Genomic DNA, 23,580 nt, shown 5'->3' with positions numbered 1-23,580 from the left:
GCCAAGCCGGTTCCGCTGCCTGTGCTTCTCTACCGGCTACCGTGAACGGGTGCGAATTGAGTTCACGGCGATCGACTTCGAGACTGCCAACGGGTTTCGCGGGTCACCCTGCGCCGTCGGTCTCACCAAGGTTCGCAATGGCCGGATTATCGAGGAAGCCCAGTGGCTGATGCGGCCGCCCGCCGGACACGATCACTTCGATCCGCGCAACGTGGCTATTCACGGCATTACAGCCGACATGGTGGCGCACCAGCCGCGTTTCGGTGAACTGTTCCCGGAGATCGGTGCCTTCATCGGTAACGACGTCCTCGTGGCGCACAACGCCGCCTTCGACATGGGCGTCATCCGCTCCGCGCTCGAAGTGTCGAACCAGGGCGGTCCCGCCTATGACTACGCCTGCACCGTCCTGCTCTCACGCCGCAGTTACTTCCTTGTCTCCTATTCGCTGCCCTACGTCGCGGAGGCGGCGGGAGTTCCGCTGGTGAACCATCACGACGCCGTTGAGGACGCCCGCGCGTGTGCCGGAATCCTGGTGGACATCGCCCGCCGCGCGGACGCAGCAACCATCGAGGACCTTGTGTCGGGGCACCGTCTACAGCTGTCCCGCCTGGAAGCTTACGAACCTGGCGTGTCCGAACTCTCAAAGGCGACCCGGACGGCTCTGGATCGGGGACCGGCCCGTACATGGATCGGATGGCCGGACGAAGGCCTGAACCCCGAACCCAACCCTGCCGCGGACCCATCTCATCCCCTGTTTGGCCAGACCGTGGTTTTCACCGGCGACCTGGGCATCCCACGGCCCCAAGCGAAGGAACGGGCGGCCGTTCTGGGAGCCAGACCGGCGAGTACCGTTACGCGAAAGACGACCGTACTGGTGGTCGGCGACGGTTTTGTGGCGGCCGACCTGCGCAGCGGAAGGGTCACGGGCAAGGCCCGCAAGGTGATGGAGCTGCACAGCCGCGGCCAGAACATCGAGGTGCTCTCCGAAGCTGAGTTCCTCCAGATGACCGAAGGCCGCTGGCCGGTCGCCAGCCAGTAGAGCGGAAGAGGCGCGGTCGCGCGAAGCGAACCAGCGGCTATGCTCCCATCGCTGTGGCGAAGCGCCCGGCGAGCTCCTCGATTACGTCTGTTCCCTCCAGCCGCGCACATGCGGCCCGCGGCAAGGACGCACGGCCGTACAGGGCTCCGGCGATTGAACCGGCAACCGAGCCGACCCCGGTCGCCCCGGGACCCTCCTGGGCGGCTGCTGCCGCAAGCAGAGCTTCCACGGAGGCGGCGCCGTCGTCGCTCGCGGTGGCGAGGACCAGCCTCACTGCCTCGCAGAGCACACCTCTTGCGTCGTTCGCCGGACGAGCCGGCGAGGCGGTGCCGATCGACCGTAGCCGCTCCGACAGAGCAGACGCCCCCAGCGTGGCTGCACGTTCCGCCGACGCGTCTACCGCCTCTGCCAGTGCACTTTCCTGCACCGCAATGGCATGAATCAGAGCGGAGTAGACGGCGGCGGGTATCTGCGCGGCCGAGTTGCCGTGTGTGATCGCCGCGGCATCAAGTGTGAGTTTCTCGATCATGGCGCCAGGGACGTTCGCCACCAGTCCGAAAGGCGCGGAACGCTGCAGCGCGCCGGGGCCGTCGTCGTCGGGTTCCAGCGGACGCTGCCGACTGCCCATTTCGCCGCTCCGGAGCGCGCGCACGCTGGTGCCGTCCGGGTGCCGCCGACGGTGCAGCACCTCCTGCCCATCGATCCAGCGGGCGGGGGGAGCAGGAGCCGACGACGGCGGAGTCTCGCTCTGGGTACCGAGCCAGCGGAGGTAGGCGAGCCAGAGGCAGGCGGTCTCGTCCGCGGCGACCCCATCATTGGCCCATTCAAGAGCCTCGGTCATGCCGTCGACCGTGTACAGCGTCAGCTGGGTTGCATCGGCGAAGGCAGAACCTTCGGGTGACTCCGCCGCTGCCTCGCCAAGGGCACCTCCCAGGAGGGCGCCGGTGATTCTGCTGCGAAGTGGAATGGAAGTACCTGCGGAATGTGTCACTGAGCCAGTGTAGGCATTCCGCGGCATCCGCCCCTGAATGGCGGCTCATCGGCGGGCTGAAGTAGCAGATCTCACGTGCCCGCGGCCTCCCGTTCCGTGGTGCCGCGGCGTTGCCGCCAGGAACTGTCGGAGGTGGCCGGTAGCTTGGAATCATGAGGTTACTGCACACGTCAGACTGGCATCTGGGGCGTTCCTTCCACGGGGTGGGGATGCTTGAGTCGCAGCGCCTTTTCGTCGACCAGCTGGAGAAGACGGTACGCGAGGAAAACGTCGACGTGGTTCTCATTGCCGGGGATGTCTATGACCGCGCGCTTCCCGCCGTTGACGTCGTCGAACTCTTCAACGAAGCCCTCGAGCGGATCATAGTGGCAGGCGCTCAGGCCGTCATCAGTAGCGGAAACCATGATTCTGCAGTCCGGCTGGGATTCGGCGGCAAGCTGATCGAACGCGGCGGCGTGCATCTCCGTACCCGGATCGAGGACATCGGGCGGCCCGCCCTTTTCCGCGTCGATGACGAGGTCGAGGTGGCTGTTTACGGGTTGCCTTACCTGGAACCGCGCATGGTCGCGGATGAACTCGGCTGCGACGGCGCAACCCATACCGCTGTCACGTCAGCGGCGCTGGAGCGCGTGCGGGATGACCTGGGTCGGCGCCGGAAGCGCAACACCGTGCACTCGGTGGTCATGGCCCACACCTTCGCCAGCGGGGGAGTGGGATCGGACAGTGAGCGGGAGCTCAGTATGGGCGGTCTGGGCGTGGTGCCGCTGAATCTCTTTGAGGATTTTGATTACGTTGCGCTGGGTCATCTGCATGGTCAGCAACAGTTGCATGAGCGTATCCGTTATTCAGGGTCTCCGTTGGCCTACTCATTTTCCGAGGCACGGCAGTCGAAGGGCGCCTGGCTCATCGACCTGGCGGCTGACGGCGTAGGGGAGGTACGCCCGGTCAGGTGGACGCCGCAACGGCACCTTGCCATCCTGCGGGGTCCGATCGATGAGCTCCTCGCATCACCGCAGCACGTCGAAGCCGAAGGCGCCTGGTGTCACGTCACCCTGACGGACAACGAGCGCCCGCAGCACGCTATGGAGCGACTGCGCGCGAGGTTTCCGGGCACTCTTGTGCTTGCATTCGAACCTTCCTCCCGTGGACCAGGGGAGGAACGCACCTACAGCGAGCGCATCGCACAAGCCGTTGATGATTCAGCCATTTGTTGCGGTTTCCTCGAACACGTCCGGCAACGCTCCGCCAATGCTGAAGAGGCGGCACTCTTCGCCGAGACGATCGACGCCGTGCGCGCAGCGGAGAGCGGCGCATGAGGATCCACCGCCTGGAGATCCAGGCCTTTGGGCCGTTCGCTGAGCGCCAGCACATAGACTTCGACGGGCTCACGGAGCAGGGGCTGTTCCTGCTGAACGGGCCAACCGGAGCTGGTAAATCGAGCGTTCTGGACGCAATCTGCTACGCGCTGTACGGTGCCGTGCCGGGGGAACGCCAGAACGCCAAGCGCCTGCGAAGCGACCATGCTCCCGATGGCCTCGCACCGGAGGTCGTGTGCGAGTTCTCCGCGGGTTCCCGGCGCTTCGAAGTGACCAGGAATCCCGCGTGGAGCCGGCCCTCGAAGCGCGGGTCCGGAACCACCACGGAGCAGGCCAAGACCCTCTTGCGGGAGCGTGTAGCAGGGCAGTGGGTCACCCGGTCAACCCGCAATGATGAAGCGGGCGCGGAACTTCAGGACGTGCTCGGAATGAACCGGGAACAGTTCACACGGGTAGTGATGTTGCCCCAGGGCGAGTTCGCTGCGTTCCTTCGGTCGGACGCCACGGCACGCGGCGAGCTGCTGCAACGGTTGTTTGCTACCGACAGGTTCTCCACGGTAGAACAGCTGCTTGCAGAGCACGCCGCCCGGACTGCGTCGGCCCTGCAGGAAGCCGAGGGTGAACTTGAAGATCTTCTGGCGCGGGCCGAAGAGGAGGTGCAGAGGCACGGGTTGACCACCCAACCACTTTCTCCTGCTGCCCGGGTGCAAGGACCAGCAGCTGCCGGCCTGGACCCGGAAAGCAGCGAGACAGACGGGTCTGGGCATGGACTGCTCGCCTTGCAGGATCAACTGATGGCTGCCGTGACCGAGGGCCGGATCCGCGTGAAGGAACTTACGGCGGTACGTGAGGCCTGCCGGCTCGACCGTTCCGGGATTGAGAACGAGCGTCGGGACCGCATCGCCTATCGCCGGTTGCTCGCGGAATGGAAGGCGAACGAGCTCGACCTTCAACAGGCCGCCACCCTGCGCACCATGCTCGAGAGCCACCGTGGGGCCCAGATCCTCGAGGGCCCTCTTCAGTCGCGGGATGAAGCGGCGGAGCAGCTCCGCGCTGACCAGGACCACCTGCGGTCCGTGATGCTCCGGCTGGAGGCTGACCCCGCTCTCCGGCACGAGCTTCCGGAAACGCTCATCCTGGAGGCAGAACCGGCGTTGGCGGATATCGAACGTGCGCATGATGAGATTCGGGAAAGGCTGGCAGCGGCGCGGGCATCGCTGCCGCTGGAGCAGGACCTCATGCATCTTGGCGTGCGCATCAGAGATGTGGAGCGCACGATCGAGCAGCAGCGTAGCAAGACTGCGCTGTGCAGAACGAAGCAGGAGGAATTCGCGAAGGAACTTTCGAACCTCGGAGCAGAACTTGAGGTCGCGCAGACCGTGGCGGCTCGCGCAGCAGAACTGAAGACCCAGTGCGCAGAAGTCACTGAGCGGCTTGAGCTGCTGGGCAAGGCAGAGTTGGCGGAGCGCGCACTCCAGAAACTGGACGAACAGCTGCAGGAACAGCAGATGATCTTCCTTGCAGCGAAAGAGGACTGGCTGGGGAAGCTTCAGCTGCGGCTCGAGCAGACGGCGGCAGAACTCGCTGCCCGGTTAGTCTCAGGGGAGCCCTGTGCGGTCTGCGGCAGCGTAGAGCACCCAGCCCCCGCAACACCTGCCAAACCGCCGCTGGTGAGTCGCGAGGATGAGGAAGATGCTCGGGCCAATCAGGACCGGGCGGAGGGACGAGTGCGGCAAATTTCGGCCGAGCGGGACGCAGCGGCACTTGAGGCAGCGATGCTGCGCACGCGAAGCGGTGAGTTCACGGTTTCAGAAGTTCGCACTGCCCTGTCGTCTCTCGAGCAGGAACGCTCGCAAGCGGAGCTGGCGGTGCGCTCTGCTGCTGAACTGACCGGGCGGAAAGCTACGCTCGAGGCTGCGCTCGCGGGGCTGCAGGAGGAAAATGCAACCCTCGCACAGAGTCTGGCCGAAGGCTCTTCACGCCTGACCACACTTCGTGAACAGGAGACCACTCTGAAGGACAGGCTCTCGCAGGTGCGCGGGTCCTACGGCACAGTGGTGGACAAGGTCGCCGCCCTGGAAGTGACTGAACGCCGGCTTGGCGCGGTCTGTTCTGCCCTGACGCGCACCGAGCAGGCTCGGGCACATCTGGACAAAGCCGAAACTGCCCTGCGGGAGCGTCTTGCAGTCACGGACTTCCCGTCGCCGGACGCAGTCCGGGCTGCCCTGCTGACAGGTCGCCAAGTGGACGAAGCTGAGCAGTCGATCCGGGATGCGGAGAACACAGCCCACAGAATAGAACGCGACCTTCAGCGCCCGGAGAATATAGCTGCCGCGGTCCTGGAAAAGGAAGGCGGTGCACTGCCGGATGAACGCGAGCTCACGCTCGCGGGGGAGAGGGAAGCGGAGGCCGGGAAGCAGCTCGACCGCGCGGTGCTCGAAGTAGGCCTGCTGGAACAATCAGTGGTGCAGCTCGGTTCCTACACGGACAGGGCGGCGCTTCTTGAGGAGCGGCTGGTGCCGCTGCGGCACGCGCACCAGCTCGCGAAGTCGATTGCGGATACCGCGCGTGGGAACGGCGAAAACCTGTACAAGATGAGCCTGGCCACCTACGTTCTGGCTGCCCGCCTGGAACAGGTAGCGGACGCTGCGACCGAACGACTGCAGCAGATGTCTGACGGCCGGTACTCCCTGGTGCACAGCGACTCGAAGTCCGGAAACCGGAAGTCCGGATTGGGATTGAACGTCATCGACAGCTGGACAGGGATGCGCCGCGACACCGCTACGCTCTCGGGTGGTGAGTCTTTCATGGCATCCCTGGCGCTCGCACTGGGACTTGCCGACGTCGTCCAGCACGAGACGGGCGGTCTTGATATCGAAACTCTCTTCGTGGACGAGGGATTCGGCAGCCTGGACGAGCAATCCCTTGAGCAGGTGATGGACGCTTTGGAGAATTTGCGGGACGGAGGACGCGTGGTCGGACTGGTCAGTCACGTAGCTGAGCTTAAGCAACGCATCCCAGCGCAGTTGCACGTATCGAAGGGACGAGCCGGGTCAAGCGTGAGCTTCGTGAATCAGCTGGAGCGCGTGTAAAATTGTGACGTTACCGGGTTGTGCGCATCGGGAGGAGGGACGATGCGCTTTTCGAAGCACCCGGAAAGCGCATGGCTAACCCAACTTCTGACTCCCGAATCGTCCCTACCGATCAATCCTCCGCAGCCCCGGCTCCGGTGGAGGACGCCACTACCGCGCAGGGCGCCGTGCCGTCGCCCCTCAGCACCGAGAAGCGCGGCCGCTTCAGCAGACTGCCGGAAATTGCGGGAGCGGGTTTTCTTCCACTGGGCCTCATTGCCCGCCTTCCTCTCGCGATGCTCACCGTCGGCGCGCTCACTCTGGTCACCGCGGCAACCGGCTCTTATGCTTCCGGTGGATTCGCGGCTGGAGCCGTAGGAATCGGCTCGGCAATGGGGGCGCCGGCCCTCGGCTACTTGGCCGACCGACATGGTCAGCGCCCGGTCCTGCTGCTATCAGCCGTCCTCAACACGTTGGCCATATTTGCGCTGCTTGGCGTTAGCGGCTTCTCCGGCGGCGACTCGGTACTGACACCGACCCTGATTGCGGCGTTCCTGATGGGTGCGACCTGCCCGCAGATCGGTCCGCTCGCCAGGGTTCGCTGGATGGCGTTGACCCAGGACAAGCGCCCCAGCGATCTCGACACGGCGCTGTCCTACGAAAGCACAGCCGACGAACTGACTTTCGTGCTCGGTCCTGCCCTCGTCGGTCTGCTGGCCAGCGTGATCGCGCCCTGGCTGCCCCTGGCACTGGCCGCGGCGCTTACAGCGGCGTTCGTTTCAGCCTTCGCGGTGCACCCGACCGAGCGGGCAGTCATTCCGCTGCGCCGTCGTCCCACTGCAGCGAACCGGCAGCATCAGCAAGGGCGCGGGGGAGCACGCACAGGCTTCCTGGTAGCGTTGCCTGTTCTCGGCATGGTCATGATGGGAACCTTCTTCGGGTCAACCCAAACCTCGCTCATCGCCTTCGCCGGGGGGTTCGGAGCGGAGACCGCGGCCGGCCTGCTCTATGCCGTGATGGGCGTCAGCTCAGCGCTGACCGCCTTGTCGGTGGCGTACTGGCCGCAGCGCTTCCGGCATCCCTTGCGCTGGGTTCTCTCGGCCGGCGTCATGTGCGCGGCCGCAGTCTTGCCCCTGTTCGTCCCTGACATTCCATTGATGCTCGTCGCCCTGCTGGTCCTTGGAATCCCCGTCGGGCCAACCATGGTGACCATATTCAGTGTCGGCTCACTGGTAGCGCCGCGGCAGCTGGTCGGGACAGTGATGACTCTGCTGGCCAGTGGAATCGTCGCCGGCACCGCAATCGGCGCATCGATTGCAGGAGCACTGGCGGAGAGCAGTGTGAAGCTGGCTTTCACGGTTCCGGTGGCGGCCGCCGTCGTGCTCCTGCTGTTGGGCTTGGTGTGTGCCGTCGTCCTCCGCAGCAGGCAGGTGGCCCGGGAGATCAGCTGAGCTGCTCCTCAATCGCCCGGGCACTGCCCGCTATGCGGGCGCCAAGTTCCGCCTCCGGATGGGCTGAGCGGATATAAACGACGGCGACTGCCGCGGGCAGGCGTCCCGGTACCCTGACCGGAGCGGCAACGGATGAGAGGCCGGCGATGACCTCGTCATGGCTTGTGGCGAAACCTTGCAGCCGTGCCGCACCGGATTCACTGCGGTACGGCTGGCCGGGCGCGAGCCGTTGCCATTCTTCCTCGCTGACGGCGGACTGGATCGCGATGCCCGGCGCTCCGGCGCTGAAGGCATGCCGGGTACCGGGCCGCTGCGCGACCGCGGCCCTGGAGTGGCGCGGCTCGACCGTCACCAGGGTTACGCAGTCATGGCGGTCCCAGACTGCGACGAACGCGGTCATGCCGAGCTCGTTCGCCAGCACGGTCAGTTCCGGCAGGGCGGCAGTCTGAAGGTCACGGGACACGCCGCGTGCGAGTGCTGCCAAGCCGGGGCCGGACGACACTTTTCCGGCCTCATCGCGGACAACCAGCGAATGGTCTTCCAGGGTTCGAACTATTCGGTAGGCAATTGATCGGTGTACCCCCAGCTCAGAGGACAGTTCCGCGATGGACAGCGGCTTGGGTGAATCGGCGAGAATCTCGAGGGAGCGGAGCCCTCGTGAAAGGGTCTGCGAATGTTGGGTCGTTGTGTCCGGGCTCACACATCGTTATTATTCTATATCGGAATAGAATGTTCAACTATCGAACAAGCCTTCGTTCCGACAGTACGGGCTCAGCGCGAAGGTGCATCGCCCTCGTGTTAGAGAGTATGATCTGAGACACATTACCGAACGTTCTGTCGGTAATCATTTTCCGTCCACTTGGAGTAACAATGACGTCTTCAACGGCCGCTGCCCGGCAGCGAATGTCTCGGGAGGACCGCAAGGTCGTCGCAGGCACCATGGTTGGCACCACCATCGAATGGTATGACTTCTTCATCTTTGCGCAGGCTGCGGGTCTGGTCTTCGCACAGCTGTATTTCGCACCCCTCAACGAGGACAGCCCGGGACTCGCGCAGCTGGTTTCCTGGGCCACAATCGGCATCAGCTTCTTCTTCCGGCCACTCGGGGCAGTGGTCGCCGGCCACCTCGGTGACCGCATCGGACGCAAGGCGATGCTCGTCTTCACCCTCGTCATGATGGGTTCCGCCACCGCACTCATAGGGCTGCTGCCCACATACGCCCAGATCGGCGTCGCTGCGCCGATCCTGCTGATGCTGCTGCGTATCCTCCAGGGCTTCTCCGCCGGAGGGGAGTGGGGCGGCGCCGCACTCATGGCGGTGGAGCACGCACCGGTCAACAAGCGTGGATTCTGGGGAGCGTACCCGCAAATCGGTGTACCCGTCGGCATGATCCTCGCAACGCTGGTGCTGTTCATGCTGCGTTCGTCCATGTCGGAAGAGGACTTCCTGACCTGGGGATGGCGCGTTCCATTCCTGCTTTCGGTGGTCCTGATCGTCGTCGGCTACTTCATCCGCAAGGCTGTTGCCGAAAGCCCGGTGTTCAGGGAGATGACCGAGCGCAAGTTGGAATCTTCGGTACCGCTGAAGCTGCTCTTCAAGCACAACACCAAGCAGGTCGTGCTGACGGCGGCAATCTTCATTGCGAACAACGCGGCCGGCTACCTCCTCATCGCTTTCTTCTCCGCATACGCACAGCGCACCCTGGGCATGCCCGGTGGGCCGGTGCTGTTCGCGACCCTTCTGGCGTCCTTCGGCTGGCTGATCTTCACCATGTACGGCGGCATTCTGTCCGACCGGATCGGGCGGGTTCGAACCTTCCAGATCGGCTACGCGCTGGTGTTCCTGTGGATGATTCCGCTGTTCATGATGATCGATACCCGCAACATCCTCGCCTACGGTGTGGCGCTGTTCGTATTAACCATCGGTCTTGGCCTGTCCTACGGACCCATGTCCGCGATGTATGCCGAGATGTTCCCGGCCAATGTCCGCTACTCAGGCATTGGAATCGGTTATGCCCTCGGCGCCATCCTGGGCGGTGCTTTCGCCCCGCTGATTGCAGAAGCGCTCCTGACAGGCACCGGATCGTCGATCTCCATCGGCATCTACATCATGGTGTTGTGCGTCATTTCCTTCGTGGGCGTGACCATGGTGAAGGAGACACGCGGCGTGCCGCTGCGTGTGGCCGAGAACCACACAGAGGCGAAGTAGCGACGTCTCGAAAACCGGTGCGGTGGGTAGGGCCATGGGTAGTTCTCCCCATGGCCCCCGCCCGGAGTCCCGCATACACTGATTGCCAAGACGGGCCTTGTACGAGGGGCCTGCCGCCGGACTGACGGGTTCGGTACGAAGAATGGCCGGCTCGCCAAGGGTTCCCCCAGCCCTGGAGAGCCGGCCTTTCCCATGTGCAGAGCCCACTATCCGGTAGCTTCGGCTAGCTCGGGTGTTCCGCAGCCCGCGCCTGAAGACCAAGAATGAGCGCGTCGAGGCCCATCCCAAAAGCGACATCGGCCTGCCGCCGGTCCGCGTTGTCCTTCAGCGCTGACACCGCAGCGGTGAACCGCGGGTAGTGCCCTGCCAGCTGCCCCGACTCGAAGATGGTCTCCGGCGCTGTCGCATCGAACGCGGACCCGAAAATAAAGGATTCCAGCGCGATGATCGCTGGAACAATCAGCGGTTCCGGCCACGCGGCTCGCTCGAACCCACGCGTGACGGCCTCATAGACGGCCAAGGTCTGCGGAGCGCCGCTCACCGGAAGGACAGCGATGACGGGAATCAGGGGCGTGTGGCGGGTAAAGACGTCGCGGTAGGACCACGCGAACCGGCGGATGGCCTGTTCCCATGGTTCTGTTTCGAACCCTGACACGTCCACCTGCGTCATGACGTGGTCCTGCAGCAGAATGAGAACGTCGCCCTTGGACTCCACGTGGTTATATAACGACGACGGCGCTACCTTCAGGGCGCGGGCGAGGGAGGACATGGTGAGGCCCTCATACCCGCGGGTTTCGATAAGCGTAAGAGCCGCCCGGGTGATCGCTTCCTGCGAGAGGATCCTGTTCAGTGGCCTGCCGGCGGACCGACGGGCCGGGCCGGTTACGCTGACCATCACTTGTTCCTGATTCCTTCCCGACGGGGAGCAAACGTCTTGCCTCCCTCCACGGTAATGGAAGACCGGAGCGGCGGGGGCATGGAAAACGAACAGTAGTCGTCGCAGCCCCTTCCGGAGTCTCCGCTGTTACCGTAGTGCCATGCCGGAGATGCCTGAGGTCCAGGGGCTCGCACAGTTCCTGGCCAGCAAACTGACGCCTGTGAAGGGTGCCCCTGCTCGCGTGCGTGACGTTCAGCTCGGATCCTTCGCCGTGCTCAAGACGGCTGAGGTGCCACTGGCGACCGTCTCATCGATGACGTTCACCGACGTGGACAGGCGGGGGAAGTTCCTCATCCTGAGTCTGGAGGGCGTTCACCTCGTGATGCACCTGGCCCGTGCCGGGTGGCTGAGGTGGTCTGACTCCATTCCGGACACCGCCCTGCGTCCGGGCAAGGGTCCCATCGCACTCCGGCTACGATGCGCTGAACCTGAAGGTTACGGTTTCGACCTCACAGAGGCGGGAACGAAGAAGTCAGCGGCCGCGTACCTCGTCCGCGACGTGGCTGAGGTCCCGGGACTCAGCAGGCTTGGTCCTGAAGCGCTCGATGTCGGGCTGGAAACGTTCCTGGAGATGCTGCACGGCCACCGCAGCCAGATCAAAGGGCTCTTGCGGGACCAGTCCTTCATTGCCGGCATAGGCAATGCCTATAGCGATGAAATACTTCATGCCGCCCGGCTCTCACCTTTTGCCCTGGCAACCAACCTCGGCGAGGAACAATTGGCCACATTGCACACGGCAATGCACTCGGTTCTGGGGACAGCAATCACAGCGGCAGCCGGCAAGCCCGCCAAGGAGCTCAAGGATGCCAAGCGGCGCGAGATGAAGGTTCACGGACGAACAGGGCAGGAATGCCCTGTGTGCGGCGACACTGTCCGCGAAGTCTCGTTCGCCGATTCGGCTCTTCAGTACTGTCCCACCTGCCAGACAGGCGGCAAGCCGCTCGCCGACCGACGAACTTCGAAGTTTCTCAAGTGACCGCTCAGAGTGCGCCCCACCTGGACTTATGGGGCAACGAAAGCGACGGCGAGATCGACGCGGTCCTTTTGCAGCTCCAGCGGTGCCCCTAGGATCGAAAGGGTAAGAATCCGGTTCGAACCGAGGAGGTCATCATGACAAGTGATTCAGGCGATCGCGACCAGGACGCGCAGGGCAAGGATTCCAGCAGCACGGAACCGGAGGGAACCATCCCCAACACCGAGGACGGAGTTGGGATCACGACCACTGAGGAACCTAGCAGTTTTGAACCCGAGGAAGATCCCGAGAAGGATTCCGAAAGGGGCGACGGCACGGTCGGCTAGCGGCCCAAACGGTGCCATGACGTCTCAATGAGTTACGGACCTGCAGCACCAAGGTGCTGCGGGTCCGTAACTCATTAACAGCATCGGTAGCTCACTATGAGCAGCTGTTGGGACTCCGGTTACCCGAGTGAGGGAGCCCGTGACGGGGGTTCGGGGATGTGAACATTCCCGGTTGTGACTCCGCCAGTGATTACATCAGGAGTGTCCATCTGCATGCCGTTGCCCGCCGGCAGGTTGAGCGTCAGGGATCCTTCGTCGTCCTTGTCGGACCCCAGCGCACGCAGCGCGACGGCCACCTCATGGGCGTCAGGACGATCCTGCGCATTTCGTGCAGTCATGCGTGTCAGAAGATTGACCCAGTCGGGGCCGAGGGAATCGGGAACCTCGGGGTCGCGCAGTAGGCGGGCGACGGCCGCCTCTACTATGGGGCCGGGGAACGCCTTCTCTCCGGTCAGACATTCCAGGAGGACGAGACCGAGCGAGTAGATGTCGCTACGCGGTTCCACGGTCGTGCCCTCGGCTTGCTCCGGACTGAGGTAGTTGGCCGTGCCGATCGTGGCGCCGTGAGCCGTGGAATGAGTTGCTTCCACCATGCGGGCAATACCGAAGTCCGTGAGCTTCGGGTAGAGGCGCGTTTCGTGCTCTCCCGAGTGGTACATGAGAATGTTTGCAGGTTTTACATCGCGGTGGATCACACCCTGGGCGTGGATGTACGCGAGCGCGTCAGCAAGGTCTGCCCCCAGCTGAGCAACGTGTTCAGAAGGCAGCGGGCCCGCCTTCAGCAACTTACGCAGATCAAGGCCGTCAACCAGTTCCATTACGAGAAAGCTGGTGGTCTTGCCTGTGCCGTCCTCCTGGAGGCCGGCGTCATGAAGGGTGACCAGTCCGGGGTGGTTCAGGGTGGACAGAAGCATCGTTTCCGTGTGCTGCCGCCGGTAATCGTCGTCATCTGAAGTAGTGGGGTTGAAGACCTTGATTGCCACGTCCCGGCCGAGGTTCCGGTCCAGTGCCCGAAACACCGATGCTGCGCCGCCGGTACCAATCAACTCGATGGGCTGGTACCGCTCGGCCAGGAGTTCATCCACGTGAGACCTCCGGGGAAGAAAGAAAGAATGAGGGTGAAGAGCAGGTGATAAGCATGCTGATCACCTCGATTATTCTACCCTGTTCCGGGCAGTGCGAAAGACCGCGCACTATGCCAGAGATCAAAAGTTTGGCAATTGTTACGCTTTGAGGAAGTCGATGGCGGCGCTCTTGAAAGCCCTGGCCGTGACAGCGTTGGTGTGAGTGCGGCCGGGCAGCCACAGGATCTCCGCTTGACCGCTCAGCTCCGCCAACTCAGGCAGCGTGCTTGCGCGCTCGTCCTGGTCTCCGGCTACCAGGAGTAGGGGCATGTGCGGAACGGCGTCAGCCGGCACGAAGGGCTCGCGCTTGATGGCTTCCACCATGGTGAGTAATGCGAAGACGTCGTTTGTGGGAACAAGGCGCGCCATCCGCAACAGGCCGTCGGTGGACTCGTCCTGGATCGGAGTTCCATCCGTCAGGAAGCGCTGCGCAGCCGCGAGGTCGAAGGCAGCCAGCGGGTCCCCGCTTCCCGGTCCGCCGAGCACCATCCGGTGCACCAGTTCCGGCTGCGTTGCGCCGAATTCCCAGGCGAGGCGTGAACCGAGCGAGTATCCGATGATGTCCACGCCGCTTCCCGGCCGGTTGCTATCAAGCGGCTGAACGTGCGCATCAAGCAGAATTTGCAGCAGATCTGCCCGAATGCGGCTGGGGGAGTACGAGTCCATGTCCTCCGGCGCGGTGCTCGACCCGTGCCCGGGCAGATCCACGGTGATGACCCTGCGGCCCGCGTCGGTCAGCGCGCGGACCCATCCCGAATCTTCCCAGTTGAGCCTGGCGGAGGAGGCAAATCCGTGGAGGAGCAGGACCGGCCTTGACGCGGGTGTGGAGGGCGCCTCGTGAACAACGACGCTCAGTCCCGGATTCGTTCCCTCGACCAGATGATCGCTGTGACGTCCCATGTGCCCTCCTGGTTTTCCTTGCTGCCGCCCTGCCAAAACTTTAGCGTCCTGCGAACGGACCGTTCCGGAAAAGAAAAATGCGGCAGAGAACTGTGCTCCATTGAACAGATCTCCGCCGCCCGGCCAGCAGTGGCCAACCCGTGTGACTTTAGTCACCGCTCCTGTCCGGATGCAAATCGGGGCGCACGGCTCGCACGTAACGTTCAGGTTTTCCCTGTAAGGGCGACCACCGGTCATGCCGATTCGTCTCATGCCGGACGGCGGTTTAGAATGACTTATAGTCAATGTGACTATAAGTAGCTGCAAAACCACCTGACTGTACGCAGCGGGCGCGTTGCAGCATGTACTGCGCGTACCGCACCGACCGGAGTCCAGCTGAAAGGAGGTGCAGGGTGACCATCGCCTCGGCGAACGTATCCGAACGGAGCCAACAGCCGCCGTCGTTGGCTATTTCTACTGTGATCTTCGGGCTACGCCCCAGCGAGGCTTCCGGCCGCCCGACCCTGTGGCTGCCGCTCGTGCGGCGCATCCGTCAGCCGTACCTTGGCCAGTGGGCGCTCCCGGGCGGACCGCTGGCGCACTCTGAATCGCTCCAGGACGCAGCCTCGCGCAATCTTCTCGAGACCACAGGCCTGGCCCCGAAGTACCTCGAGCAGCTGTACGCATTCGGAGGTCTGCACCGGTCGGTCGGGCAGAGGCTCGTTTCCATCGTCTACTGGGCGCTGGTCCAGCCGGACGAGGCGGCACTGACCCGCGAGTCGGAAAATGTGAGGTGGTTCCGCGCCGACAAGCTGGAGCGGCTTGCCTTCGATCACAACGAGATCGTCGACTATGCGCTGTGGCGGCTGCGCAACAAGATGGAGTACGGCTCCATCGCCTATCACCTTCTGGGCGAGCGCTTCACTCTTGCCCAGGTCCGTGAGGTGTACGAGGCAGTCCTGGACAGGGAACTGGACCCGGCGAATTTTCGACGCCAGCTGCGTGCCACCCCGCAGATCGAGCCCACGGAGGAGTACCTCACGGGCACCCGCCATCGTCCACCGCGGCTCTACCGCTATGCGGGTCCCGTGCCGAACGGCGGACCCGGGCAGCCACAGCCCGCCGACGCACCGTAACTCAATACCAACCCACCGAGTATCACCGGCTCGCTCGAGCCCGTTTCCACCAGGGAGAGTCCCATGACAAGCATCAACACCGCCATCCAGCTTCTGACGCGCGAGGACGCTGAGCGGTCAGCAGCAACCCAGGGCAGCACCTGCAGTCCGGACCTCGCCCGTGGACCATGGGAGTTCGACATGCCGGCTACACCCGACCAGGGCCCCGATTATGGACCGGGAGCCTCCATGCTGGACACCGCTCCGGCGGCGACACCCCGTCAGGGTGCCCTGCCCGAGGAGTACAGGCTTGCCGACGACGCCGAGCTTGAAGCACGTATTCTCGCTGCCAAAGAAACGTTGGGGAATCGCCTGGTCATTCTGGGCCACTTCTACCAGCGCGATGAGGTGGTCAAACACGCCGACTTCGTGGGTGACTCGTTTCAGCTGGCCAACGCCGCGTTGACGCGTCCCGACGCTGAAGCGATCGTGTTCTGCGGTGTTCACTTCATGGCCGAGACAGCTGACATCCTCTCCAAGCCCGAGCAGAGCGTGATCCTGCCCAACCTCGCGGCCGGCTGCTCAATGGCCGACATGGCGGATGCAGACTCGGTGGCGGACTGCTGGGAACAGCTGGAGGAACTTTTCGGAACAGAGCCCGACGACGCCGGCCGCCAGCCCGTCATCCCCGTCACCTACATGAATTCTTCGGCGGCGCTGAAGGCCTTCTGCGGGCGCAACGGCGGCATAGTCTGCACCTCCTCGAACGCGGCGACGGTGCTCCAGTGGGCCTTCGAACGGGGCCAGAGAGTCCTCTTCTTCCCTGACCAGCACCTGGGCCGCAATACGGCGAAGGCTATGGGCGTGTCGCTGAATGAGATGCCCATGTGGAACCCCCGCAAAGTGCTCGGCGGCAACTCGGAACAGGAGCTCGTAAATTCACGCGTGATCCTCTGGCACGGGTTCTGCTCGGTCCACAAGCGGTTCACGGTCAACCAGATCGAGAAGGCGCGGGCGGAGTACCCGGGCGTCAGGGTCATCGTGCACCCGGAGTGCCCGATGCCCGTCGTCGATGCGGCGGATGAGGCCGGCTCCACCGACTACATCCGCAAGGCCATCGCCGCAGCAGCACCGGGCGGCACCTTCGCGGTGGGCACGGAAATCAACATGGTGAATCGGCTCGCGGCTGAGTTCCCGCAACACACCATTTTCTGCCTGGACCCGGTCATCTGCCCGTGCTCAACGATGTACCGGATCCACCCGGGGTATCTAGCCTGGGTGCTTGAGGGCCTTGTGGCCGGGGAAGTGCGGAACCAGATCGTTGTCGAAGCGGACGTTGCGGCCCACGCCCGCGTAGCGCTGGAACGGATGCTGGCGGCCAAGCCATGACCCACGTCCTGGTGGTCGGCAGCGGAATAGCCGGCCTGTATACGGCGCTGGAGTTGCGTCGGCAATCGGACGTGCACGTCACAGTTCTGGCGAAAGGCACCCTTGCAGAGAGCAACACCTGGTACGCGCAGGGCGGGATCGCGGCGGTACTCTCCACCTCCACTCACGGACTTTCCGCAGCTGCGGTCACCGATGTGGACAGCGTCGACCAGCACGCCGCCGACACCCTCGCTGCAGGCGCCGGGCTCTGTGACGAAGCTGCCGTACGCCTGCTGTGTTCAGAGGCGGCGCCGGCGATCGGCAGGCTGGCCGATCTTGGCGCCTCGTTCGACCGTGCTCCCGATGGGAATCTGGCAGTCGGCCGGGAAGCTGCCCACGCCGCTTCCCGCATCCTTCATATCGGCGGAGACGCCACCGGTGCCGGCATCGCGGCCCCGCTGATCCGCGCCGCCCGGCAGGATCCCGGCATCACGTTGCGCGAACACGCCTTCGCCGCAGACCTGGTTACCACGGGCGGTCGGGTGACAGGCGTCGTCGTACTTCACGATGGTGGACTGGAAACGGTGTCAGCTGACGCCGTCGTACTCGCCACCGGCGGTGCAGGAGGACTGTTCCAGCACAGCACCAATCCGTCAGTAGCCACGGGCGACGGCGTTGCTGCTGCCTGGCGCGCGGGTGCCGCGCTCGCCGATCTCGAGTTCTTCCAGTTTCACCCGACCTCCCTGAACGTTGCCGGACATCCGCTGATCTCGGAGGCCGTCCGGGGAGAAGGCGCGGTGCTCAGGGACAGCTCCGGGCGGCGGTTCATGACCGACTATCACCCGGCCGGTGAGCTTGCGCCCCGGGACGTCGTTTCGCGAAGCATCGGGCTGCACCTGGCTCGAACCGGAGGGGTGGAGGTGTATCTCGACGCAACGGGCCTCGGAGCCGATTTTCTTGCCCGCCGATTCCCCACCTTGACCGCGGTGACGCGGCAGGCGGGCTTTGACTGGGCGCGCGGGTGGCTGCCCGTGGTTCCCGCCGCGCATTACTGGATGGGCGGAGTGCTCAGTGACTCCCGTGGGCGAACATCGCTACCCGGTCTGTATGCGGTGGGGGAGGTCGCGAGAACAGGGGTGCACGGTGCAAACCGGCTCGCATCCAACTCGCTGCTGGAGGGACTGGTCTTCGGCGCCCGCGCAGCGGAGGCGATCGCCACCGGACCGGTGACGTGGCCTGCCGTCAAGGCACCTGCTTTGGACCTGGCGCCCGGGCCGCTTCAGGCAGACCGGAACGATGTACGGCGCATCATGTCCGAGCACGTCTCCGTTCTGCGGGACGAGGCCGGCCTCCGCGTTGCCTCCAAGCAGCTGGCGGAATGGCGATCGACGGGCTCGTCGCTTGCGCAGCGGGAAACCGCCAACCTCCTGCTCTGTTCCCGGCTCATCGCGTCGGCAGCGCTCTCACGGGAGGAATCGCGTGGAGCGCACTATCGGTCCGATTTTCCCGGCACATCTGCCGAACCGGGCAATCCCATCATTCTGAGGAGACCCTCGTGAAGTACGCCCCGCCTAAGCCGTCAACGGCCGACGTCGACCGCATTGTTTCCGCTGCGCTCGCTGAAGATGCTCCGTGGGGAGACGTGACCTCGCAGACGCTTATTCCGTCAGACGCGCGTGCCGAGGCCGCCGTTGTGGCGCGCGAGTCCGGCGTGTTCTGCGGAGAACAGGTCGTTGAGGCAGCCATGCGACTCACCGATCCGCAGATTGAGGTGAGGTTTGAGGTCCGGGACGGCGACGTGTTCGACGTCGGCGCTGTGCTGGCCGTCGTGTCCGGGCCGGCTCGCTCGGTACTCACTGCAGAGCGCGTGGCGCTTAACCTCGCCCAGCGGCTGAGCGGCATTGCTACGCTCACGGCACGGTTCGTCGCTGAGGTCGCCGGAACCGGTGCCCGCGTCGTGGATACGCGGAAAACGACGCCGGGACTGCGCGTCCTTGAGCGGCATGCAGTGCGCTGCGGCGGTGCATCAAATCACCGGTTCAGCCTCTCCGACGCGGTCATGGCGAAGGACAATCACCTCGCCGTCCTGACGCAGGGGGGTACCGTCGACCTGACCGACGCTTTGCGCGAAGCCCGACGCAGGCTGCCGCACACGGTCCACTTCGAGGTCGAAGTCGACCGGCTCGACCAGATCGAACCGGTGCTTGCAGCGGGCGTCGACACCATCATGCTAGACAACTTCAGCCTCGATGACCTGGCAGCCGGAGTGAAGCAGATAGCAGGGCGCGCGCTGGTGGAGGCCAGCGGCAATGTGCGGTTGGAGACCGTTGGAGCCATCGCGCGCACCGGCGTCGACATCATCTCGTCCGGAGCGCTGACACACAGTGTGCGGGCGCTTGATCTCGGCCTGGACATCCACATTGACGGGACTGCTGATTCAGGCCGCCGTGGTGGGCGGAGTTCGTCGGAGGGCGTGCGGTGATCTACCTCGACGCTGCAGCGACCACCCCGGTGCGCCGGGAGGTTCTCGAAGCAATGTGGCCCCTGCTCACCAGCGAGTACGGAAACCCGTCCAGCCACCACACGGTAGGAGAGTCGGCTGCGCGGGCACTCGGGTACGCGCGCACTCTGGTGGCCACGGAGCTGAACTGCAAGCCGGCCGACGTCGTCTTCACCTCGGGCGGCACTGAGGCGGACAACCTGGCGATCAAGGGGATTGCCCTGGCACGTCCCAAAGGGCGGCACATCCTTGCGTCGGCGATTGAGCATCCCGCGGTACTCGAAACGCTGGACTACCTGAAGCGGTTGCATGGTTTCCGCGTCACGCTCCTCCCGGTGACGTCCGAGGGTCTGGTCAGAGAAGAGGCACTCCGTGAGGCGCTCGATCCGGAGACCACGCTGTGCACCATCATGTACGCGAACAACGAGGTAGGCACCGTTCAACCTCTTGCCTCCCTGGCAGCAATGTGCCATGAACAGGGAGTGCCCTTCCACACCGATGCGGTGCAGGCGGCCGGTTGGCTGCCGCTGGATACAACCGAACTGGGCGTGGATGCCATGAGCATCTCCGGCCACAAGCTCGGCGCGCCGAAAGGGTGCGGTGTCCTGTATGTCCGCTCGCGACTGCCGCTTGAGCCGCTGGTCCATGGCGGTGGGCAGGAACGGGGACGGCGGTCGGGGACCGAAAATGTTGCCGGCGCAGTGGCCATTGCTACCGCCTTGCGGCTGGCGCATCAGGCGCGGACCGAGCACTCTGCTGCTTCCGTGGCCCGCCGGGACCACCTGGCCCGAACTGTGCTCGAAGGCGTGGATGGGGCGGTGCTGACCGGGCACCCGACACAGCGGTTGCCGAACATCGCCTCGTTCTGCTTCCCCGGTGCCAGCGGTGAGGCGATCCTGCTTGAGCTGGAGCGGGCCGGCGTTGTGTCTTCCAGCGGGTCGGCGTGCGCGGCCGGCGCCAGCGAACCCTCGGCTGTCCTGCTTGCGATGGGCCTGGAGGCTGAGGTCGCCCAGACAGCGCTACGGCTTTCCTGGACCGCTGCGACGAGTGACGCCGAGATCGCGCTGGCTGCTCGTGCTGTTGTCTCGTCCGTCAGAACCGTTCAGGGAATCGGAAGCCGGGCGTAGACGCGACAGCAAACCGGAGACAGCTGCCGGGTCCTCCAGGTGTGCGAAGTGTCCGGCGTCGGCCAGCACCACCGCGTGGGCGTGCGGCAGAAGGGCGGCGAGTGCGTGCAATTCGGCCGGACGGGTGAAGATGTCCTTGCTTCCCCGCGCGAGAACGGTCGGCGTTGCGATCGATCGCCAGATGCCGGCGTCGTACTTCCGCAAGGCGCCCGACGCCGCGATGAATGATGCCGGCCGTGCGTCGATTGCGAGGTCTTCGAACACCTGGCGCCGCAGGCTGAAAGGGCGGGCGAACAGCGGGCTGAGGATCAGACGCAGCAGGCCGAGACGCTCGACGTGTCGAAGCAGCACGGACGATTGACGCCCGAACGCCCGCAGCAGCACCATCAGCACGTACATTCCGACAAGCGGCGCCATTGCGGGATGGCGGAAGGGTTGACTCAGGGCGGTCTGTGCGGTCAACGCGGTGGGGGAGAGGGCGAGGACGGCGTGCGTTTCAGCGGGGCACGACGCCGCGATGTCCAGTGCCAGCACGGCTCCCATGGAATGGCCGAAGAGGTACCAGGACCGGTAGCCGAGGGACGTCAATACTTCGACCACCGCGCGGCTCTGTTGGTGCACGGCGAATGTTCCGGAAACTTCGGAATCTCCCCAACCCGGCAAGTCGAGAAAGACCAGGTCGAACCTCGAGTGAGGTTGGTTCATTTGAGCCCGGAAAGTTCGCCACGAGCCGGAAGCACCGTGCAGGAAAACCCACGGCGGTGCCTTCTGACCCGGTGTGGCGGGTGACATAGCCGGCAGCACACGCACCACCGCCGTGCCGAGGGAGGTGCTGATCGAACGCTTCACACTAGGAATTCTCAGCCGCGCCCCATGCGGATGTCTCCTCGTGATCTTCCTCACTGCATAGAGTGGGAGGCAGGAGAGTATCGGAGAGGATTCGGCATGGCAAGATTCGGCATGGCAACATCCGGCATGGCAAGATCCGGCATGGCAAGACTCGCGATGGCACGAAGTGCGGGGTTTCGTCTTCTGAGCGGCGCGGTGCTCCTGACCGTGGCCGCCGCGTCGATCACCGGCTGTGACGACCTTGTCATCGGCGATCGCCCGCCCGCCAGTCCTTCCGTCGGTGCAACTACTGAAGGTGGGGCTTCCGCGACCCCCAGTGAAACCCCGGTTCCATTGCCCATGCTCCCGGAACGCCCAGCGCCGGGTGATGGCTGGACCGTCTTCACGGATGAGCAGCGGCTGGTCAGCTTTGAGCTGCTGGAAGGCTGGACTGTCGAGACGATCGAAGACCCCGGGGAAGGGTTCGATGAGGGTGGGTTGCACTTTGAGGTGTCGAACGCCGAAGGACAGAGGCTGGCTCAATTGCACACACGCATCACGCCGGTGTCCGAGGAATGCGCCCCTGATGCCGCAAGCCCGTATGTTGTGTTGAGCAGTGAACCCGTTGACATCCCCTCGACCGCCGAAGCAGAGGGGTCCATCGCGCCGCGTTTCGTGGTGCGGCTCGCGCAGGGTTTCAGGTTTTTCAGTTCATATGGGCTGACCGATGTGGTCGGTGGGGCGGACGGTGCAGCGTGCGTGCTCAAGAACACTGTGCAGGGGCCCGAGCACATCGGGCTTTATTCCTTCGGGGACGCAACCGAGTTGCGTGCCTTGGACCCCACCCAGGTCGGCTCACGGACAGAATCATTCGCGACTATCGCCGAAGCGCAGAAACGGTTCGGCCAGAAGGGCTTTGACCAGATTCGCCGGATGATCATGTCGCTACAGGTCGCGAGCTAAACCCGGGCGGGGCTCAATCGGTCCCGGGAGTCTGCTACTTGGAGACGGCTTTGCTGACCTCCGCCGGCGACTCATACTCCTTGTCAGCGATGCCCCTCAGCGCTTCGAGCACGGTGTCGTCCGCGCCGGAGCTCTCCGCGTTGCTGACCAGGTCATCCTTCTTCGCAGGATAGCTGACGCCGCCGAGGGCTTTCTGGATGTCGATCGGGCTCGGAGAATCGGCCATGGTCTTCCCTTTCGCTAGCTCTGCTCGGTATTCCGGATGGCTTCGCTGCTCCCGACTGAGACCGGCACAATGGTCGGCGGTCGCTTGGAATCCAGAACCAACAGTATGGTTACCATTCCGTTCTGTTCAAGGGTTCGATGGCAGATGCCGTCCGGGGTGTCACCCCACCGCCGGAAGCCCGGCGAAGCTCACTCCCGTGAGCTCTTCGCTGACTGACCACAGTCGCGCGGAGACCTCCTCATCGAGTACAGAGGGTGCCGGCGCAACCAGGACAGGCTGTCCACGGGTTTCCCCCGGTCCATCCGGACCGTAATAGTCCCCGCCGTGCACTTGCGGGCCGGTGGCGGCCAGCAGAATGGGTTTCGCGCCCTCAACATCCGACTGGCCCATGACCCGGAAGAAGCCACCCATCAGGTCCAGGACGGCCGCCCCGCGCATCCCGGCGGTCAGGTTCGTCGTCGAAAGCCCGGGATGGGCGGCGACGGCGATGACTGGCCACCCGGCTGCCCGCAGACGGCAGTCCAGTTCCATGGTGAACAGCAGATTGGCGAGCTTGCTCTGGCTGTAGGCCTTCCACGGCCGGTACCTGGAGCGCGCATTCAGGTCGTCGAAGTGAATCCGTCCGCGACGATGAGCAAGCGAAGATACCGTGACCACCCTGGCAGCGTCCGACCGGCGGAGGGCATCCAGGAGCAGGCCGGTCAGGGCGAAATGCCCGAGATGATTGATGCCGAATTGCTGTTCGAAGCCGTCCGCCGTCCGTTTCAACGGCGTCGCCATGACTCCGGCATTGTTCACCAGAAGATCCAGCGGTCCGGTCCAGTCACGGCTGAACGACCGCACAGATTGAAGATTCCCGAGGTCGAGCGGCCTCACTGTGAGGGATGCGCTCCCTGTCGCCTCGCGGGCGATCCGAAGAGCAGCCGCACCCCGCTCCGCGCTGCGGCACGCCAGAACCACCGCTGCACCACGCCGGGCCAGGCCGATTGCGGTCTGCAGCCCCAGCCCGCTGTTGGCCCCGGTAACGACGGCGGTCAGCCCGTCCAGGCGATGTTCTCCGGAACTTTCCGCGGAAGAGCGATTCACAACGTGTACCTTTCTCGTCGTACCGTGTTACAGCCAGTGTTACAGACCGGCA

The 23,580-nt window shown here is 64.4% G+C and carries 21 protein-coding genes; 13 read left to right on the top strand and 8 right to left on the bottom strand.

Features of this window, described 5'->3' with window-relative positions; translation table 11 throughout:
* Positions 1 to 49 precede the first annotated feature (49 nt).
* The gene (locus M1D74_RS10165) at positions 50 to 1,039 is read left to right on the top strand and encodes an exonuclease domain-containing protein (protein ID WP_458115248.1); all 990 of its coding nucleotides are present in this window, start codon (positions 50 to 52) and stop codon (positions 1,037 to 1,039) included.
* A gap of 37 nt (positions 1,040 to 1,076) precedes the next feature.
* On the opposite strand, the gene M1D74_RS10160 is transcribed toward M1D74_RS10165, so the two are convergent.
* Positions 1,077 to 2,030 carry an ADP-ribosylglycohydrolase family protein gene (locus M1D74_RS10160; protein ID WP_458115247.1) on the bottom strand — a complete coding sequence of 318 codons (954 nt, stop codon included), beginning with the start codon at positions 2,028 to 2,030 and terminating at the stop codon, positions 1,077 to 1,079.
* A 152-nt stretch (positions 2,031 to 2,182) separates the two neighbouring features.
* On the opposite strand from M1D74_RS10160, the gene M1D74_RS10155 reads away from it, so the two are divergent.
* From M1D74_RS10155 to M1D74_RS10145, 3 genes are all read left to right on the top strand, one after another.
* A complete protein-coding gene (locus M1D74_RS10155; protein WP_458115246.1) occupies positions 2,183 to 3,346 on the top strand; it encodes an exonuclease SbcCD subunit D in 1,164 nt (387 codons plus the stop codon).
* Positions 3,343 to 6,438, top strand: a complete 3,096-nt coding sequence (locus tag M1D74_RS10150) for an AAA family ATPase (protein WP_458115245.1) — start codon at positions 3,343 to 3,345, stop codon at positions 6,436 to 6,438. The genes M1D74_RS10155 and M1D74_RS10150 overlap by 4 nt, the downstream gene beginning before the upstream one ends.
* Before the next feature lie 71 nt (positions 6,439 to 6,509).
* Positions 6,510 to 7,868 (top strand): MFS transporter, encoded by a 1,359-nt coding sequence (locus tag M1D74_RS10145; protein ID WP_458115244.1) that lies wholly within the window; start codon positions 6,510 to 6,512, stop codon positions 7,866 to 7,868.
* Here the strand turns inward: M1D74_RS10145 and M1D74_RS10140 are convergent.
* On the bottom strand, positions 7,861 to 8,568 hold the full coding sequence (locus M1D74_RS10140; protein WP_458115243.1) for an IclR family transcriptional regulator: 708 nt from the start codon (positions 8,566 to 8,568) through the stop codon (positions 7,861 to 7,863). The two genes, M1D74_RS10145 and M1D74_RS10140, sit on opposite strands and share 8 nt — an antisense overlap.
* Before the next feature lie 170 nt (positions 8,569 to 8,738).
* Here M1D74_RS10140 and M1D74_RS10135 point away from each other — a divergent pair, with 170 nt between their 5' ends.
* Positions 8,739 to 10,076 carry an MFS transporter gene (locus M1D74_RS10135; protein WP_458115242.1) on the top strand — a complete coding sequence of 446 codons (1,338 nt, stop codon included), beginning with the start codon at positions 8,739 to 8,741 and terminating at the stop codon, positions 10,074 to 10,076.
* 223 nt (positions 10,077 to 10,299) lie between these two features.
* Here the strand turns inward: M1D74_RS10135 and M1D74_RS10130 are convergent, their stop codons facing one another.
* Entirely contained in the window at positions 10,300 to 10,971 is a 672-nt protein-coding gene (locus M1D74_RS10130; RefSeq protein ID WP_309071098.1) for a TetR/AcrR family transcriptional regulator, read from the bottom strand.
* Positions 10,972 to 11,113: 142 nt separating this feature from the next.
* On the opposite strand from M1D74_RS10130, the gene M1D74_RS10125 reads away from it, so the two are divergent.
* Positions 11,114 to 11,989, top strand: coding sequence for a DNA-formamidopyrimidine glycosylase family protein (locus M1D74_RS10125; protein ID WP_458115241.1), 876 nt, complete (start codon positions 11,114 to 11,116; stop codon positions 11,987 to 11,989).
* Positions 11,990 to 12,123: 134 nt separating this feature from the next.
* Positions 12,124 to 12,312, top strand: a complete 189-nt coding sequence (locus tag M1D74_RS10120; protein ID WP_309071100.1) for a hypothetical protein — start codon at positions 12,124 to 12,126, stop codon at positions 12,310 to 12,312.
* A gap of 119 nt (positions 12,313 to 12,431) precedes the next feature.
* Here M1D74_RS10120 and M1D74_RS10115 read toward each other — a convergent pair whose 3' ends face one another.
* Together M1D74_RS10115 and M1D74_RS10110 are read right to left on the bottom strand one after the other, a co-directional pair.
* Positions 12,432 to 13,397, bottom strand: coding sequence for a serine/threonine-protein kinase (locus M1D74_RS10115; RefSeq protein ID WP_309123903.1), 966 nt, complete (start codon positions 13,395 to 13,397; stop codon positions 12,432 to 12,434).
* A 138-nt stretch (positions 13,398 to 13,535) separates the two neighbouring features.
* The gene (locus M1D74_RS10110; protein WP_309071102.1) at positions 13,536 to 14,336 is read right to left on the bottom strand and encodes an alpha/beta fold hydrolase; all 801 of its coding nucleotides are present in this window, start codon (positions 14,334 to 14,336) and stop codon (positions 13,536 to 13,538) included.
* Positions 14,337 to 14,728: 392 nt separating this feature from the next.
* Between M1D74_RS10110 and M1D74_RS10105 the strand changes: the two genes are divergently transcribed.
* From M1D74_RS10105 to M1D74_RS10085, 5 genes are all read left to right on the top strand, one after another.
* On the top strand, positions 14,729 to 15,451 hold the full coding sequence (locus M1D74_RS10105; protein WP_458115240.1) for an NUDIX hydrolase: 723 nt from the start codon (positions 14,729 to 14,731) through the stop codon (positions 15,449 to 15,451).
* A gap of 63 nt (positions 15,452 to 15,514) precedes the next feature.
* Positions 15,515 to 16,819 (top strand): quinolinate synthase NadA, encoded by a 1,305-nt coding sequence (nadA, locus tag M1D74_RS10100; RefSeq protein WP_458115239.1) that lies wholly within the window; start codon positions 15,515 to 15,517, stop codon positions 16,817 to 16,819.
* Positions 16,816 to 18,357 carry an L-aspartate oxidase gene (nadB, locus tag M1D74_RS10095; protein WP_458115238.1) on the top strand — a complete coding sequence of 514 codons (1,542 nt, stop codon included), beginning with the start codon at positions 16,816 to 16,818 and terminating at the stop codon, positions 18,355 to 18,357. Before nadA ends, nadB begins: the two co-directional genes overlap by 4 nt.
* Complete coding sequence (gene nadC, locus M1D74_RS10090; RefSeq protein ID WP_458115237.1) at positions 18,354 to 19,280, top strand: carboxylating nicotinate-nucleotide diphosphorylase; 927 nt, start codon at positions 18,354 to 18,356, stop codon at positions 19,278 to 19,280. Before nadB ends, nadC begins: the two co-directional genes overlap by 4 nt.
* The gene (locus tag M1D74_RS10085) at positions 19,277 to 20,425 is read left to right on the top strand and encodes a cysteine desulfurase family protein (protein ID WP_458115236.1); all 1,149 of its coding nucleotides are present in this window, start codon (positions 19,277 to 19,279) and stop codon (positions 20,423 to 20,425) included. Before nadC ends, M1D74_RS10085 begins: the two co-directional genes overlap by 4 nt.
* On the opposite strand, the gene M1D74_RS10080 is transcribed toward M1D74_RS10085, so the two are convergent.
* Complete coding sequence (locus tag M1D74_RS10080) at positions 20,318 to 21,274, bottom strand: alpha/beta fold hydrolase (protein ID WP_458115235.1); 957 nt, start codon at positions 21,272 to 21,274, stop codon at positions 20,318 to 20,320. The two genes, M1D74_RS10085 and M1D74_RS10080, sit on opposite strands and share 108 nt — an antisense overlap.
* Positions 21,275 to 21,370: 96 nt before the next feature.
* Between M1D74_RS10080 and M1D74_RS10075 the strand changes: the two genes are divergently transcribed.
* Positions 21,371 to 22,216, top strand: coding sequence for a hypothetical protein (locus M1D74_RS10075; protein ID WP_458115234.1), 846 nt, complete (start codon positions 21,371 to 21,373; stop codon positions 22,214 to 22,216).
* A gap of 34 nt (positions 22,217 to 22,250) precedes the next feature.
* Here the strand turns inward: M1D74_RS10075 and M1D74_RS10070 are convergent, their stop codons facing one another.
* Entirely contained in the window at positions 22,251 to 22,442 is a 192-nt protein-coding gene (locus tag M1D74_RS10070; protein ID WP_309071575.1) for a DUF2795 domain-containing protein, read from the bottom strand.
* A 159-nt stretch (positions 22,443 to 22,601) separates the two neighbouring features.
* Positions 22,602 to 23,528, bottom strand: a complete 927-nt coding sequence (locus M1D74_RS10065; RefSeq protein ID WP_458115233.1) for an oxidoreductase — start codon at positions 23,526 to 23,528, stop codon at positions 22,602 to 22,604.
* Between the last annotated feature and the right edge of the window lie 52 nt (positions 23,529 to 23,580).

It is taken from the genome of Arthrobacter sp. D2-10 (assembly GCF_054161285.1).
Note: the sequence above shows the minus strand (reverse complement) of the source record. Positions and strands in the feature narration are given on the sequence as shown.

Bases quoted from the DNA above. Each gene is read 5' to 3' on its own strand.
- M1D74_RS10145 (WP_458115244.1), top strand. From the start codon at position 6,510: ATGGCTAACCCAACTTCTGACTCCCGAATCGTCCCTACCGATCAATCC.
- M1D74_RS10120 (WP_309071100.1), top strand. From the start codon at position 12,124: ATGACAAGTGATTCAGGCGATCGCGACCAGGACGCGCAGGGCAAGGAT.
- M1D74_RS10070 (WP_309071575.1), bottom strand. From the start codon at position 22,442: ATGGCCGATTCTCCGAGCCCGATCGACATCCAGAAAGCCCTCGGCGGC.
- nadA (WP_458115239.1), top strand. From the start codon at position 15,515: ATGACAAGCATCAACACCGCCATCCAGCTTCTGACGCGCGAGGACGCT.
- M1D74_RS10110 (WP_309071102.1), bottom strand. From the start codon at position 14,336: ATGGGACGTCACAGCGATCATCTGGTCGAGGGAACGAATCCGGGACTG.
- M1D74_RS10150 (WP_458115245.1), top strand. From the start codon at position 3,343: ATGAGGATCCACCGCCTGGAGATCCAGGCCTTTGGGCCGTTCGCTGAG.
- nadB (WP_458115238.1), top strand. From the start codon at position 16,816: ATGACCCACGTCCTGGTGGTCGGCAGCGGAATAGCCGGCCTGTATACG.
- M1D74_RS10125 (WP_458115241.1), top strand. From the start codon at position 11,114: ATGCCGGAGATGCCTGAGGTCCAGGGGCTCGCACAGTTCCTGGCCAGC.
- M1D74_RS10155 (WP_458115246.1), top strand. From the start codon at position 2,183: ATGAGGTTACTGCACACGTCAGACTGGCATCTGGGGCGTTCCTTCCAC.
- M1D74_RS10075 (WP_458115234.1), top strand. From the start codon at position 21,371: ATGGCAAGATTCGGCATGGCAACATCCGGCATGGCAAGATCCGGCATG.
- M1D74_RS10130 (WP_309071098.1), bottom strand. From the start codon at position 10,971: ATGGTCAGCGTAACCGGCCCGGCCCGTCGGTCCGCCGGCAGGCCACTG.
- M1D74_RS10135 (WP_458115242.1), top strand. From the start codon at position 8,739: ATGACGTCTTCAACGGCCGCTGCCCGGCAGCGAATGTCTCGGGAGGAC.